The sequence below is a fragment of the Bacillus sp. DB-2 genome, assembly GCF_003315125.1.
GTDB lineage: Bacteria > Bacillota > Bacilli > Bacillales > Bacillaceae_G > Bacillus_A > Bacillus_A mycoides.
The window spans coordinates 42,093-56,934 of the sequence record NZ_QNRN01000004.1 but is presented as its reverse complement, the minus strand read 5'-3'; the positions used below and the strand labels follow the sequence as shown (position 1 = coordinate 56,934).

Here is a 14,842-nt window from a genome sequence, read left to right as displayed (position 1 = left end):
TTATACTTCTGGATCAAAAGTTTTGCAATCTGTTTCTTCAGTTGTAGATGCATGTTTACCTTTATGACTTACTACATAAATTGCATCTGCACTACATTTATTGCCGTTAGCCCAAAATTTACAGTTGTTTACTTCACATAAAACGTCTTGTGCCATAGTATCACACCTCCTTGTTCTATTATCATTAACAAAATTCAGAGGTATGATACTCTTTGTCATGCATTTTTTATTACCTTTTTAACTTTCTTAATGGTTCAATATCTCCTTGTACAATGGCATCTATATTTTCGGTTATTTTTTCAATGTCAAAATGCCACCATTGAATTTGCAATAATTCTTCTATTATTGTATTTGTGAATCGTTCCCTTATTTTATTTGCAGGGTTTCCGCCAACAATTGTATATGGTGCGACATCTCTAGTCACAACAGATTTAGCTGCAATGATTGCACCATCCCCTATTTTTATTCCGGGCATAATAGTTGTATCCATACCAATCCAAACGTCATTTCCTATAACTGTATCACCTTTGTAAGGTAAATCAGACAAACTAGGTGTATACTTCTCCCACCCATTTCCAAATATATTAAATGGATATGCCGAAAATCCATCCATCCGGTGATTCGCTCCGTTCATAATAAAGGTAACTCCATTTGCAATACAACAAAACTTTCCAATGGTAAGCCGATCTCCAATAAATTCATAATGATATAATACTCGATCTTCAAATGTTTCTCCATCTTTCGCATCATAATAAGAATAGTCACCAACAAATATATTAGATTTCGTTATTGTATTTTTTATAAAATGAACGTTTTGATTTCCTTCAATAGGGTATTTAACATTTGGATTAGGATTCATGTTGCACAGCACTTCCTTTACCATTCATTTCACTTTCTACTGTTATTACTGGCTTTAAATTGTATATAGGTAAAATAAACAATAATCCAATTATAAATAGTAGAGCCGTTCCCTCGTACATCGTACCTAATGAAAACATCTCCTTTAAGGAACCAGCTATACTCATCGTTACTACCATTGAACCGGTGAATAGTGGACTTAAAATGCCGTTCACGCGACCAATAAAATCGGTATCGCTATTTTGAATAATGAGCGTATTAATACCAATTTGGATACATGGAAGAGCTAAACCACTAAAAAGTTGTGCCGTAAGTGTCACCCATAAATTTGTGGAGTAGCCTATAATACCAATTCCAATTGCCTGACCGAGCATCCCTACAATTAACATCTTTTGGGGAGCGACGTTTTTCGCAAATACCATCGCTAAAGCCCCGCCAACAATCATTCCCGCACCATTTACTGTTAGTAACCATTGTAAACTCTCTTTTGATAACCCTAACTGCTCAGTCACAATAAAGATGCCTAGTGGCTGAATTAAACCTATACCTAGTCCAGCTGCCATAAAACAAAACCCTAGCAAAGTTAATGCTTTTTTCTTTTTTACATATTTAATACCATCCAGCATTTCCTGTAACAGCGTAATTTCTTTCTTCTCATTATCATTTTCAAGATCTTTCGGAAGAAATAACAACACAGCTGCTGCAAGTAAAAAAGCGATACCTGTTATGATGATTGAAATATAAATTCCAAAACTATGAAAAATAAATGTTCCAAGAATCGGTCCTAACACCATAAATATTGCAAATATCGTTTGATATATAGACATCGCTAATTGAATTTGTTCCGTTGATAAATGCTGTTTAAACAACTTCATACCAGATGGTTGAGAAAACTGCGAAAGGATTGCAGAAATAAGCGTCACAAAAAACACGATTTTCCACGTTCCAAACATAAGAGTAATTAATACAGCGAATACGGAAATAGAACTTAACGTCTCACACCATATCATTGTCTTCTTTGGCTTCCACCTATCAGCAAAAGTTCCACCAATGAATGAGAAAATAAAAATGGGAGCAAATTCAGCAACCGAAATCATCGAAATGGCAAAAGCATCACCTTTCGTCATTTCCATAACATAAAGTAATATCGCAAAGTTACGAACCCAAATACCAACTTGTAAAAATAATGCTGATGCTAGAATCCCTTGCACAAATCGATTTTTTAATACTTGTGATACCCCATGATTTTGTTTCGTTTCTGCAGTCGTCGACATAAAAAAGCCTCCTATTTCGTGTTCTGAACAGGAGGCAGCACAAATCATATGAAAAGACTATATATTCGCAGTGCGAAACACATCCCTTTTCTATATATGCACATACTAATCCTATTCAGAAGAATATTTCGTTTTTTAACGAAGATCTCTTACAAATAGAATTAGTTGATCATTGGGATGTTTTCACCCTTCCGTTTCGAATTTAAATAACACATACATACTCTATGTTAATCATTTGTCGTGTATGCATGTCTCAATATAACTATTCTAAAAAGACAATGGTAATTCCTCTAAAGAACGCATTAAATAATTACCTTGCCAATTAATTTTTTCACGCTCACCTTTTATTTGTAACGATGGCATCCGTTTAAACAAAGTAGTAATAGCAATCTTTGCTTCCAACCTAGCAAGTGGTGCTCCTAGGCAGAAATGACTACCATGCCCAAAGGCAATGTGACGGTTATTTTCTCGTGTAATATCAAATACTTCTGGGTTTTCAAATACTGTTTCATCACGGTTTGCTGAAGCTAATGCGATAATGACCATATCTCCTTTTTGGATTGTTTGTTCGTGAATTTGAAACGGCTCAGCCGCCCATCTTGCAGTCGTCACCTCAACTGGAGAATAATAACGCAATCCTTCCTCAATAGCTGAATCAATTAATTTCGGATTATCTTTTAATAACTGTAATTGCTTCGGATTTTCAAGAAGTGCTAATACCGTATTTGTTATTAAATTCACTGTCGTCTCGTGTCCGGCTACAATTAATAACATGATCATTGAATATAGCTCTCGAGCACTAAGTTTATGCCCTTCATTTTCTGCAAGTATTAACGCACTAACCAAATCTTCTTTTGGATTTTTCCGTTTTACATCAACTATATATTGAAGATATGTAATAAACTCAGATAGTTGTTTTTCGGTTTCTTTTATTTCTTCAGGTGTTTCTGGCGATGCAATGACGGCATGAGACCAAATTCTAAATTTCGCTTGATCCTCTTTTGGAATTCCAAGCATCTCACTTATTACAATAATCGGTAATGGGAATGAATAATCATCTACAAGATTTAATGTACCTTTTTGCTCTATCTCATTTATTAAATCATCCGCTACTCTCTGAATTCTTCCGTCTAATTGTGAAATCATCTTTGGTGTAAAAGCTTTTTGAACTAAAGATCGTAAACGACTGTGGTTAGGTGGGTCCGAATTTAACATATGCGTTGTTAAATGATCACTATTGTCAACAGAAAGAAACATGTTCATTGTATCTTTAGAAAAAACATTATTTGGATCTTTTTTTAAGCGATTATCTTTTAAAAGTGGCAGAGCATCTTCATATCTTGTAATGAGCCATTCTGTACCAATCTCGACTTTATTGACAAATAAAATAGGTTGCACTTTTCGCGATTCTTTATAAATCTCATAAGCATCTTCTTTAAACTGAGCAGAAGCTAAATTAATGCCATCCTCTATTTTTCGGCCAACCTTATTTTTTATTGACATTACATTCCCTCACTCTCAATTATTTGTGTAAATCAACCTAACATTTGAATTATACTTCAATAAAAACTAGAAAATTGTAAATTTTTAATTAAAATCTTACTTCGTATATTGAAAAATAAAAAAGTGAGAGAGTAAAATTATTCTACTCTCTCACTTCCTATTATGCGAAGCACATAAAATTACTAATTTGTTGATATCGATAACTTACTTTACGACGACGACCACCTTGCCAAGTGTAGCCTGAAACCCCGCTTCTTCTTACCTCGGTTGGAAAGAACCATAAATCTCTTCCGAAAGGACCAGGTCGATGTAAACGTAAATAGCCCCATCTTCCTAAACAGTTACACATCCAAGATTTCATATTGCCTGCTTGTGCTGGAGAAGCAAATGTGGACGGTAACGACGGAGCTTGTGACGGTGGTGGTGATGTTGGAGCATCTTCCGCATCATCTGGTCTATAGTCTTCTTGTTCAATATCTCTCACTTCATTTGTAGATTCATAACCGTAGTTTTGTGGATTATAATACATCTCTTGATCATATGGATAGTTTTGTTGGTTATACATAATAACCCATCACCTTCTTTTCATTTGTTTCTTTTAACATTCATATGTGATACGCCATTCATAGGAAGCTTATGTATAGCCTAAATTCATCTAAAAAAAGCTCGTATTTTTAAAATACGAGCTTTTTTATAAACAAAATATATTTTTTATTTTATTAACTTCACACTATAAAAACGCATTTGATCTAACGAACCTTCATATTCAAATACTTCTTGCTTAATTAATTCTTTCAAGCGATATTCCAAAAACGTATCCCCAACCAATTGATCCGCAAGTCCAAGTGCTTCACCTATTACTCTCGGAGCTTTATGAAACTCTTTATCTGCTCCTACATTTTTCGCGCACTCAATAATGAATTGATCAAAATAATCTTCTTGTACAGAATGCACTTCATCGTCTTTCCAAACTCTTAAAAACTCCGTGCTTTGCGATAACCTATCCCACTCATGTGCAAACTTCATTCGCTTCACTTCAGTTAAATACGGAAATTCCACAAAACTTTTTTGGAAAAGAGCTAAACTTTCAGGAGATACTTCTCCAGTTCCACGGATATCATAATCTTGTTTTAATATTTCTCTACTCGCTTCAGAAGTATTCATAAGACGAATATTTTTCTTATCTTTTAATTGCGCAATTGCAAAACAAAGCCCTACGTGCTCATGGGCATTATCCGCCTTCCAGATGGTAATTGGTGTTTCATTCGGAATTGAATGTAGCTCTTCTAAAGTCTCCTTAAATCTTGGTAAATACTCTTCTTCAAAATAACAATCATAAGAAGTTAAGTTATTTTATAACCACTGTGCCCTTGCTAATTGACCTTCATTCGTATGTAATTGATGTATGGGACCAATTGAAAAGAATTCAGAGTATGAAACAACACTCTCCTCGTGTAATCCTTCTTGTTTCAACATATATTTTAAACATCCAGCAGTTGAATCATCAAAGGCAATATGAATGTGTGTGCTTTCTTCTAAATTTTTTTCCTGCGTTGTATGACTCGTCAATTGCTTAGGGATACTCGTTAAATTTTTTATCATATCTTCGCTATAATTCCCGTCTAATACATCTAACTGTATTAGAATACTTTGAAGTAAATGTTTTGCTTCATCTTCATACATATCCTCTACAACATTTTTAATTTTATCTATCATATAAATCCCTCTATTCATTTCTAAAATAACGTAGATTATAGTGTATCATTTTAGCCCAGATGTTTAAAAGTCTTTTTAAAATCAAATCGTTTATTACACAGATTGCTGCAGCCATCTAAGTTTTTAACAAAAGCTTTCTCTATGTTCCTCTCAATCTATAGATCTATAATATTTTTTTCTTCCTCCTTATTTATCTCCCAAAATCACATTAGTTGCTAAATAATTTTTAAACACTTTGTAAATCTTTTTATTTAAATGTATAATTATATAGAAAATAAAAAATACAGGAGCAATATTAATGGCGAAAGTACTTACTAATTATAAACATTATTTAAAAAATTGGAGATTTATATTTATTTGTATATTACCTGCTGTCGCTTTATTGTATACATTCGATGTCATCTTTGAACTACTGTGTCACCAAAATTTCTATTTGTCTAATTTAATTATTGCTATCATATTAATCTTAATATTTATTAACATTAAAGAAAACTATAATTGAAACGAAACCGTTGTGAAGCTACATTTTTCATAAAAAATTAGAGCACCCTGCTATTGGATGCCCTAATGTGATTAGAGGTTTTTTCTGAGTATTTAGTAGGACACGAAGATCTTGTCCTATTACATACTATATGCTTGTACTTATTACATTGTGCACTAGAAAGCACAATGTCTAGATACCAAATAGATACATACACATTGGAGTAACTAACACGCTAGAAAAGACCTTTCTATATCCATTCATTCTTAATAGCCTACATTATTACTAATAAAATTTTCTCATACTTTCATTGTACAATTGCTTTATTTATAAACAAAAAACATCCCCATGGATGTTTTTTATCTAATTACCTTTACACTTCCATAAATTTAGCAGGTACACCAATTTTTTCAACTACAGAAGATATATTAGTAGGGTTAATCATTACATTTTCAATACAAACTAATTTATTTTCTAATAATCCATTCTCTGTAGTAATAAACTCTTCAAATCGTTCTAAAGTCATTGAGAATTTGTGCTCACTTCCACCATTCATACTGACTTTTACATACTTCATAGTGTCACCGCCTCTCTTAATTATCTATAATTCGCTAAAAATACGCTTACATCCTTTTATTAAAACGTGGATTTATCACTTTTATCACTTCCCACTACACGTTTGAAATGATTTTGAGAAAAAAGCTACTAAACACCACCTGTTCTTTTCATTAAAATTTCAATAGAATGTTTCTAGAATTATATATCTTTGGAAAAGATTACATAATAATACTGATTAAATATTAGGAGTGTTATTAATGGTTGATATAATCCGACTCTTAATCACCATACTTATCGCAATTTTTTTATTTTCATCAATTATTATGGAGTTTAAAAAACCTCACAAAAGTATGTTTTGGTTCTCAATTGAAGTCTTGTTTCTGCTAGGAATCGTACTTTTAATGAAAGAATTTTTCATCAAACTTTCCGCATAAGCCCTTAAGTAAAACATAATATCCCATCAATAACGCAGGATAAATTATGATTGTTATTTTTTTCACTGAAGTTAATAATTTAACTTCAGATAGTTATCTTTTATTTATAACTACTTTATAAGCCTCTGCTAATTACTCTTTTTCGTATATTATCATGAAGACTAGAGCAAGCATGCCTTGTCATATATTAGATAAGGGATGTGATAACATTGGGTAACGATAACAATCAATTTATTTTTCATGTAGTACAAAGTTCGGCAATTAAAAGATTTATAATTATCGATATAATTGCTGGAACAGGAATTTATTGGACCGTAAATTTCATTTCTTCAAATGCATTACTCGCAATTATTAGTTGTTTTTTGGGGACAAAAAAAATGAAAAAAATGCATCATTCATAGAAGCAATAACTAAATCCCAATTCATTTCTTTCAAATTTGTTGCCTTTACTCTTCTTTAAGTGGGAAAGCAATTTTTCACAGTTGGCTAATTCATCTGACTTTCTGGCAGACAATACTTTTGATTGTCTGCTTTTTGTATGAGATTTTTTGTTTGACATATACTACTTTTGAACCTGTATACCAATACAAGCCATTTTGGTGTTTGGGATTTCCCTTCCTGGGATAAGTATTTTTGAACTTATCCCTTTTTTGTATAGGCATGAGTATTTGGGATAAAACTAATTACAAGCAGATTTTCTGTTTATTCGTAGTTCTTAACCAAAAGACTTTTCTCCTTTAAAGGACAGTAGGTACGACTACTTGTCCTTTTTTATTAATATTTCACACACCATTTTTTGCCCCCTTCTAAGCATTCTATTACAGCTCCCAAATAGCCAATGTTTATAGTCATACAAAATAAGCAGTTGCTGATACTTTCCTTTTTAAGTTACACAACACAATAAAAATGTGTAACTATAGATTTGAATCCATGTCCCTCCTATCTCAAAAGCTCTCCTAAGTAGCTAAAAAAAACACCTTAAGTGGGTGTCCTTTTTTCTTTATGTAAGAGAACATACAGATAACATTAATCCTCCAAATGTCACTGTTCCTAGTAACCCCAATACAACTCCTGTTAAACAAACACAATCAGCAAGACAAATTGAAGATTGCGATAATGGAACAAATGACCTACTTGTGCTCGATCCATAATGTTTTATTTTCTCATAATTTATATTCAACATTACATGTAGACATGATACACAACCCTCAATAGTTTGAAGAGATTCATTTTCTAACCGCTCCAATAACTTGTTATTTAAAGCAAATGGAAGAGGGTACTGCTTATCTAATTTCATATTTTGATAAATTAATTGTAAACGAGATAGCATACTATTTTTCTTTTTTTCAGATGCAGCCGTACATTTTATATTATTAAATTCATTTAATAACAGCGTCAATTCATCTCTATTGCCGTATAAATCCCTAGCTATTCTTCTCTTTAGTTTGTACGAATGGATAATAGATTTAATTTCAATCATTTAATTACACTTCCTAATTAAATATTATTTCCCCTTATATATAAAAAATACTTTTAAATCCTATTAACAATACACTCAAACATCTTAATTTACTATCAATTATCATTACATTAACCTTACATAGTTGTAATAATTTCTTAAGTTACGTACCAACTAGAAGCAGTCCATCCTCATAATTAATATTGTGTATATCACTATAGAAAATGAAATCATTAATAAAAATAACTTGACTTTATTTGCTTAATTAACCCTTCTCTTTACTTTGTAATAAAGTATTAAAATATTGCTGGTTATATATTACCGCTGGATGATTAGGTATATAATTTGCTGCTAATTCATTATACTGTAACGCCTTTTCATAGTTTCCTAAATGGCTGTAGCACAAGCTTATATGGAAATATGGAACCCAATTGTAACTTGCGGGGTTATAAAGTATCGCCTCGTTAGGATATGTAATTTTCGTGGCTGCTAAATACCAACGAATTGCTTCTTTATACTTTTTTTGTTCCATCATGACATGCCCTATCCCAACACAAATTTCCCCTCTTGGATTCCCGTATTGAAAAGCCCTTGTAAAAGTTTCTAATGCTTTATCCCACTTTTGAAGTTGCATATAACAATACGCTAAGTTTCCGCACACATAAACATTTCCTTCTCCCCATTTTTCTTTACTATCTAATACTTTTTTATAAAATTGAATTGCCTGATCATACTTTTGCTGAAACATACATTCATTCGCATAATTGAACCAATCTGTAAGCGTAACTTCTTCTGTCTCAATTATGGATTGGAGAATTTTAAAATTCTGATCAATTCTTGGCTTTTCTTTACAATGAGTAATAGTTATATCCGTGTGCAACACATTTCCTTCAACTTGTATAAATTCGTGCACTTTGTTAATCCATTGAAAATTTCTTGAGCGATTAACAAGCCTATAACGTGTTGTAATATACATTAGCTCCATACTTAATCCAGTATTCAAATGATACAACATTAATACAGCGTCAATATCATTATTCATTTCTTGTTTTAAATTTAAAAATTTCTGCTGATCCTTTTCAAATAAAACATCATCAGCATCCAACCATAAAATATAATCTTTTTTCGCTTTAGAAAATGAAAAATTTCTGGCCGCCGCAAAATTATCATTCCACTTATAATCATAAATATTAGTTGTATACTTTCGAACAATATCTTTAGTTCTATCTGTAGATCCAGTATCTACAATAACGATTTCATCAACTATGTGTTTTACTGAATCTAGACACCTTGCGATAACTTGCTCTTCATCTTTTACAATCATGCATAAACTAATTGTTATTTCGGTCAAGATAATCCCTCCTCCTAATGTATTATATGATTGAAAAAGAAATTATCTTCACAAATACATACCTCAAGATATACATGAAGTTATTATTTAATTGACTAATACTTCTAAAACTGTGCATACGCTATAATGTGTCACACTCTTTTGCAATAAAATGCAATCATACAAAATAAGCGGTTTCTGATTACACAGAAACCGCTTATCCGACATACGTATATTTATATTTTTTAAATTCACTATACAATTACCTTTTATATGTTCACGTTATTATTGCTAATAAGAAGGATAAAGATAAAAATGCACAAAGTGGTACATATAAAACAGTATCCATTCTAGCAAACTGCGTATCTTTTTTTCGTTTAAATATACCAAAATAATGAAACTCACCAATTACTCTTATGAAAAAACAACCATACAAACCCAGGGTCCTATTTGAACAAAAACATTGGGAACTGCGAAATAAACAATATTTTCTTGTTGTAATAAAATCATTGCTGCCATACTTAACAATAACGCAATGAACAATGTCATTCCTGCACCTGGTGTAAACGCCTTTTCTCCAGCTTTAGTTGGAATGAAACTATTTGTCGCCCACTTACCTCCGAAAGCCCAATAAACATGTAAAAAACTAACTAAAAATAATATGCAAACAGAAATATATGTAATAATAAGCATTTTGTCCTCCTATTATTTTACTTAAATCCTTACCTTTAAAATATGCTATGAATACTTCATACGCAACCTATATTTAATTACATAAAAACCCCTTAGTGATTTATCAATTTTACGATAAATCATTAAGGGGTTAGTGGAATTTATTATGCATTATACCTATTTTTTCGACGTTCCATCCTAGTTTGTCCTTGAACAGTACTTTCTTTATATTGATCTATTTGCTCTGCCATTTCATATGTTACAACTGGTTCTTCGTTATTACGCTCATGCATTGTTTCTGGCCTTTTACGTTTAGAACCTTTTCCACCAAACTTAAATAATTTCATCTTAAATTTCGGTAATCTTGGAAAGCGGATCTTAAATGATAGCCTTTTACGTTTCTTTTTTTGTTTAAATAAATTAGTATTTTCTTTATTAGTGTCTTTCTCTTTACGGTGTAATAACATCGCAAGTAATCCACCTAATATAAGTCCTCCAACTAAAAGGAGAATATATAAATAATGGCTTGTCATTAAATTCATCATACGCTCAAGTATGACTAACGACTGCACTTCTTTTATATCCCATAGTAACGCGGCCCATAATGAGAATAAGCCCAAAGTAAGCCCGTATGTACGAAACCGGAATAAACACGGAATTAACGCAATGCAAGCGGCGATTTTCGCGTTCGCTATTATTGAACTTATTGAAATATCCTGATTCCAAATAACTAACAGTAGTGTTATAAATGGTGCATAGGCTATCCAGCTACATATACGTGAATATATCTTTTTCGCAAAGTAACTACCGAAACTAGTAAAAAATAAAAGTCCTCCAATATATAAAGATTGTTCAAGAGGGATTTGCTTTAACATTCCTGCAATTGGAAAGAGGCCGCTCAGTAGCATTAATAATACATCTAATTTCTTCACAATTCCCCATTCCTTTCAAATTTTCTTTTCAATTAATAAAAATCGCTTTTCCATATGATGTAGTTTTTGTATTTCTAAAAAACATCTTAATCCTGTATGTAAATAAAGTAAATATGAAACCGAAAATATACATGACAAATCATATCTATATTTACAATGAAAAATGACAAATCCTGCTCATTATTACTAGCAGGATTTGTACACTATTATTTATATTAATATCAATGTATCTTCTTTTTCAAAAATTATTACATCTTCATCTAATTCGTCATTGAATTCTTTAAACTCCCTTGAATCAATATCGGTAGTATAATTTTTAATTAATTTAGCCATATGCATTACATGCGTATTATGAATATTTTGTTCTGAGAGCAAGGTTGATTTACAGCACATGTAATGTATCATTTTGGCGATTTCTTCTCTCTCTTCAGATTTTACACCAAGCGGGATAACTTCGAGTATGTACTGATGTACTATCTCATTACAATCTAATTCGTATGCAGCCGTGCTATAGTAAATTCCCATTTGATCTACAAATAATCTCGTTTCATTCATAACATGTTCTTGGTCTCTAACAATATAGTTCGGTACATCTGAGTTAGTATTAATTCTAATTATGTTTATATCCTCTTTTAAATTTGAGATTATTTCAGGTGAAACCCCAATATTAACGCTTTTATTTTGTAATTCCTCTATCCAATATTTCCTCATATTGGCATCTACAATAAAATAAACTTCTTTATTTTGTTTATGTGCATCTTGTGAAATTTCAACTAATGTTTCTGACATAAATTGTTTAAAACTGACTCCTATATCATTCCTTTTTGATGGTTGTGGTAAAAACACTTTATTATTACCTATATTTAATAAAGTATGATCAATTGTGCCCCATTCTTCTTGACCATATAATTTATATAATATTTCTCTCCCATTTATTTTTGAAAAAATAGGTAAGAAATCATATTTAGACATTTTCTCAATTGATAAATTTACAATTATCCCCGGTAATTTTATCTTATTCCAACTACACTTTAAGAACCCCTTTTGTTCTAACAAACTAAGAATGGCATTAATAATTTCTTTTTTAGATACACTTTGTCCGATAAATAAATTAATAAATGCTGAAATACGTTCCGTTTGAGCGAATCCTTCCCGAATAATTTGCTTTGGATTAATTTTTTCGCGACCATCACAATTTTTCATTGCAATTAATGCTAATTTCATTTCATTTTGCTCACCTGCCGTAGCATGTACAGCTTTTACGACATCGTCTACTAGTTTCTTTTTGTTTTTATGACTATATTGCATTCTATATGGATTTTGTAACAATTTCCCAATGTTATATCTTACTATTTTTAACAACACCGGATTGTCTGCATTTAATACATAGGAGGAATCTCCGTTTTGAGCTAAAACTATTTTGCTATCTAATAACGCTTGTTCTATCTCTATTACTATATCATCTGACCATACTTCTAAGGTAATTGTGTCTAATCCCTTTGGTGCAAATAAAGGTAATAACTCATTCTCATTATTAGTTAATACTTTTTTACCCTCTGGAAGTAATGTGAAGTATGGGAATATTCGTTGGAATTCATTAAAAAGTTCCTCTTTTTCTCTTACTTTTATACCAAATTTTATTTTTGTTCCTTGAACTTTATATATATTTTCGTTATATGGAAGAAGTACTCTTACATTAGTTCCTCTAATATACTCTTTCGGACATTGGAGAATGCGCTCTAATTTAACTTCTCCCCCTATCCTATAATCATCTTTTAAATTTCTAAAACGTTTAATCCACTTTATTCCTTTTTCAGCTTGTTGCACTTTTAACTTTATAAACCTTTGCTGTTTCTTATTTAATTCAAATTCAGGAGTTGAAATCAGTATTTGGCTCCGCTTTCGCCCTAAAAGTATAGAAATATCTTTATGATTATATTGTTGATAAAACCGCCTAATCCCTACAGATACTTTTAATAGCGGAATATTCTCACCTCCACGAGTTACGTATTCAAACCGATATACATAAGCGAAATAATCATGTGTTTCTTCATCTTTAATTGGCTCAGACATCGCTTCAGAAATATGTTGTGATCGCAGTGGCGAAAAATATATTTCTTCCTCATTTTTATTTTCCATACGTAAAGGCTGTTCGCAAAAGATATGAGTAATTAGAGCCGGTACCCATTTAGAAAACGTTTTTTTATCATGTAATACTGGTAAATTACTAATTAAATCATGCTGCCATTCTAAATGTGGTGGATCTATTAATTTATTCGGTTTCCAATCACGAATAACCTCATACCAGCTTTGGAAAATATAGTCTAACTGTTCTTGTCTCATTGGTTCCTTAGCCACAATCCAAGGTGTATCTTCCTTTAATATATATGGATTATGCTGAATGAATAATATATCAGAAAACATTTCATACAATCTTTCATTTACAAGTTTTAATTTGCTCGTTAATAAAAATGTTCTATAATGTATCTCTACAATCTCAAGCCATTCAATAGGAAAATAAATATACGATACTTTCTCATTATAGAGGGGTTCTACTATATTTTTAAATGCTAATAACTGTAATTTTTCCATATTATTAATACTTCCTCTCTTAATTTATATTGATCATGAATAATACTAGAAAAGATACCAATTTTTTAAGCATTAACGAATCAAATTTTAACCAAGCACATTAAAGGAAATAGCTAAATTACATTTAGTTATATAAATAAAACATTATTAAAATCAAATTAATATAAAATACCTATTAACATATAAATACCTCCTTATGGGACTTTATATTATAAAATCATTATAATGAATTATTATATTTTTTATCTATGATTTACAAAAAAATTACAGAAACTAAATATAATAAAAGGTATCGCCTCTTTATATAGCGATACCTTTTATATACTCTTAATTAAATAACACCTTTAACTTCTTCATTCATCGGCCATTTTTCTACTGTATATGCCATTTCCCAAAACGAATATTCATATTGACTACTAAAAATAAAATGTTGTCTCATACGATTACGGTCTGCCTCTGTTACCTTTTCAGCGATCATATCTAATCGTGTGATTTGCTCTTCTACTAGAGTACGGAACCAATCAGACCCATATGCAGAAATCCATTCTTGATAAATTGGCTCTTCTGGTTGACATTCTTTTAATCGTTCACCGATTTCATAATATAACCAATAACAAGGTAAAATAGCCGCAATAATATCTCCTAAATGCCCTTCATAAGCTGCACGATACATATGAGATGTATATGCATATGCAGTTGGCGCAGGAATGAAATTATCTTTTTCTTCTTTTGTAATCCCTAATTTTTTTGCGAAATTCTCATGTAATGATAACTCAGCTTCATACGTATTTTGTGCATGGTGTGCCATACGAGCTGTCGTTTCTAATTCAAGAGCCTTTGCAGCACCTAACGTTTGTACTCTAGCAAAATGACTCAAATAATAAGAATCTTGAAGCACATAATATCGAAAACTAGCTAAATCTAATGTTCCTTCGCCTAGTTTTTTTACAAAAGGATGGCTAAAACTTGCTTCCCAAATTGAATCTACTTCTTTACGTAATGATTGTGAAAAAGTCATTTAAATCCCTCCAAA

At 31.4% G+C, this 14,842-nt stretch carries 13 protein-coding genes and 2 pseudogenes; 2 read left to right on the top strand and 13 right to left on the bottom strand.

Features of this window, described 5'->3' with window-relative positions:
* The 6 genes and pseudogenes from DET63_RS08095 to DET63_RS08065 form a co-directional block, all read right to left on the bottom strand.
* Window positions 1-156: a DUF1540 domain-containing protein gene (locus tag DET63_RS08095; protein ID WP_000046089.1), complete on the bottom strand. Its 156-nt coding sequence runs from the start codon at window positions 154-156 to the stop codon at window positions 1-3.
* Between the two features lie 73 nt (window positions 157-229).
* Window positions 230-859 (bottom strand): Vat family streptogramin A O-acetyltransferase, encoded by a 630-nt coding sequence (locus DET63_RS08090; RefSeq protein ID WP_113936358.1) that lies wholly within the window; start codon window positions 857-859, stop codon window positions 230-232.
* Window positions 849-2,132: an MFS transporter gene (locus DET63_RS08085; protein WP_113936357.1), complete on the bottom strand. Its 1,284-nt coding sequence runs from the start codon at window positions 2,130-2,132 to the stop codon at window positions 849-851. Before DET63_RS08085 ends, DET63_RS08090 begins: the two co-directional genes overlap by 11 nt.
* 267 nt (window positions 2,133-2,399) lie before the next feature.
* Window positions 2,400-3,635 (bottom strand): cytochrome P450 family protein, encoded by a 1,236-nt coding sequence (locus DET63_RS08075; protein WP_113936356.1) that lies wholly within the window; start codon window positions 3,633-3,635, stop codon window positions 2,400-2,402.
* Window positions 3,636-3,795: 160 nt separating this feature from the next.
* A complete protein-coding gene (locus tag DET63_RS08070) occupies window positions 3,796-4,200 on the bottom strand; it encodes a hypothetical protein (protein WP_002032464.1) in 405 nt (134 codons plus the stop codon).
* Between the two features lie 146 nt (window positions 4,201-4,346).
* Window positions 4,347-5,351 (bottom strand): annotated as a pseudogene (locus DET63_RS08065) (DUF1835 domain-containing protein).
* A gap of 298 nt (window positions 5,352-5,649) precedes the next feature.
* Between DET63_RS08065 and DET63_RS08060 the strand changes: the two are divergent.
* Window positions 5,650-5,853, top strand: a complete 204-nt coding sequence (locus DET63_RS08060) for a hypothetical protein (RefSeq protein WP_002142003.1) — start codon at window positions 5,650-5,652, stop codon at window positions 5,851-5,853.
* A 352-nt stretch (window positions 5,854-6,205) separates the two neighbouring features.
* On the opposite strand, the gene DET63_RS08055 is transcribed toward DET63_RS08060, so the two are convergent.
* Window positions 6,206-6,409, bottom strand: a complete 204-nt coding sequence (locus DET63_RS08055) for a hypothetical protein (protein WP_002085220.1) — start codon at window positions 6,407-6,409, stop codon at window positions 6,206-6,208.
* Between the two features lie 624 nt (window positions 6,410-7,033).
* Between DET63_RS08055 and DET63_RS30565 the strand changes: the two genes are divergently transcribed.
* Window positions 7,034-7,225: a hypothetical protein gene (locus tag DET63_RS30565; protein WP_002070042.1), complete on the top strand. Its 192-nt coding sequence runs from the start codon at window positions 7,034-7,036 to the stop codon at window positions 7,223-7,225.
* Between the two features lie 599 nt (window positions 7,226-7,824).
* Here the strand turns inward: DET63_RS30565 and DET63_RS08045 are convergent.
* From DET63_RS08045 to tenA, 6 genes and pseudogenes are all read right to left on the bottom strand, one after another.
* On the bottom strand, window positions 7,825-8,304 hold the full coding sequence (locus DET63_RS08045; protein WP_113936355.1) for a homoserine dehydrogenase: 480 nt from the start codon (window positions 8,302-8,304) through the stop codon (window positions 7,825-7,827).
* 244 nt (window positions 8,305-8,548) lie between these two features.
* Window positions 8,549-9,607, bottom strand: coding sequence for a glycosyltransferase (locus DET63_RS08040; protein ID WP_113936354.1), 1,059 nt, complete (start codon window positions 9,605-9,607; stop codon window positions 8,549-8,551).
* A 364-nt stretch (window positions 9,608-9,971) separates the two neighbouring features.
* Window positions 9,972-10,306: pseudogene (locus tag DET63_RS08035) on the bottom strand (DUF3995 domain-containing protein); the annotation flags it as partial.
* A 143-nt stretch (window positions 10,307-10,449) separates the two neighbouring features.
* Complete coding sequence (locus tag DET63_RS08030; protein ID WP_002085215.1) at window positions 10,450-11,217, bottom strand: DUF3959 family protein; 768 nt, start codon at window positions 11,215-11,217, stop codon at window positions 10,450-10,452.
* Window positions 11,218-11,427: 210 nt separating this feature from the next.
* The gene (locus DET63_RS08025; protein ID WP_113936353.1) at window positions 11,428-13,809 is read right to left on the bottom strand and encodes a pPIWI_RE module domain-containing protein; all 2,382 of its coding nucleotides are present in this window, start codon (window positions 13,807-13,809) and stop codon (window positions 11,428-11,430) included.
* 331 nt (window positions 13,810-14,140) lie between these two features.
* Window positions 14,141-14,827 (bottom strand): thiaminase II, encoded by a 687-nt coding sequence (tenA, locus tag DET63_RS08020; RefSeq protein ID WP_113936352.1) that lies wholly within the window; start codon window positions 14,825-14,827, stop codon window positions 14,141-14,143.
* Window positions 14,828-14,842 lie beyond the last annotated feature (15 nt).

Excerpts from the sequence above, each read along its gene's own strand:
- DET63_RS08095 (WP_000046089.1), bottom strand. The coding sequence starts at position 156 with ATGGCACAAGACGTTTTATGTGAAGTAAACAACTGTAAATTTTGGGCT.
- DET63_RS08090 (WP_113936358.1), bottom strand. The coding sequence starts at position 859 with ATGAATCCTAATCCAAATGTTAAATACCCTATTGAAGGAAATCAAAAC.
- DET63_RS08085 (WP_113936357.1), bottom strand. The coding sequence starts at position 2,132 with ATGTCGACGACTGCAGAAACGAAACAAAATCATGGGGTATCACAAGTA.
- DET63_RS08075 (WP_113936356.1), bottom strand. The coding sequence starts at position 3,635 with ATGTCAATAAAAAATAAGGTTGGCCGAAAAATAGAGGATGGCATTAAT.
- DET63_RS08070 (WP_002032464.1), bottom strand. The coding sequence starts at position 4,200 with ATGTATAACCAACAAAACTATCCATATGATCAAGAGATGTATTATAAT.
- DET63_RS08060 (WP_002142003.1), top strand. The coding sequence starts at position 5,650 with ATGGCGAAAGTACTTACTAATTATAAACATTATTTAAAAAATTGGAGA.
- DET63_RS08055 (WP_002085220.1), bottom strand. The coding sequence starts at position 6,409 with ATGAAGTATGTAAAAGTCAGTATGAATGGTGGAAGTGAGCACAAATTC.
- DET63_RS08045 (WP_113936355.1), bottom strand. The coding sequence starts at position 8,304 with ATGATTGAAATTAAATCTATTATCCATTCGTACAAACTAAAGAGAAGA.
- DET63_RS08040 (WP_113936354.1), bottom strand. The coding sequence starts at position 9,607 with ATGATTGTAAAAGATGAAGAGCAAGTTATCGCAAGGTGTCTAGATTCA.
- DET63_RS08025 (WP_113936353.1), bottom strand. The coding sequence starts at position 13,809 with ATGGAAAAATTACAGTTATTAGCATTTAAAAATATAGTAGAACCCCTC.
- tenA (WP_113936352.1), bottom strand. The coding sequence starts at position 14,827 with ATGACTTTTTCACAATCATTACGTAAAGAAGTAGATTCAATTTGGGAA.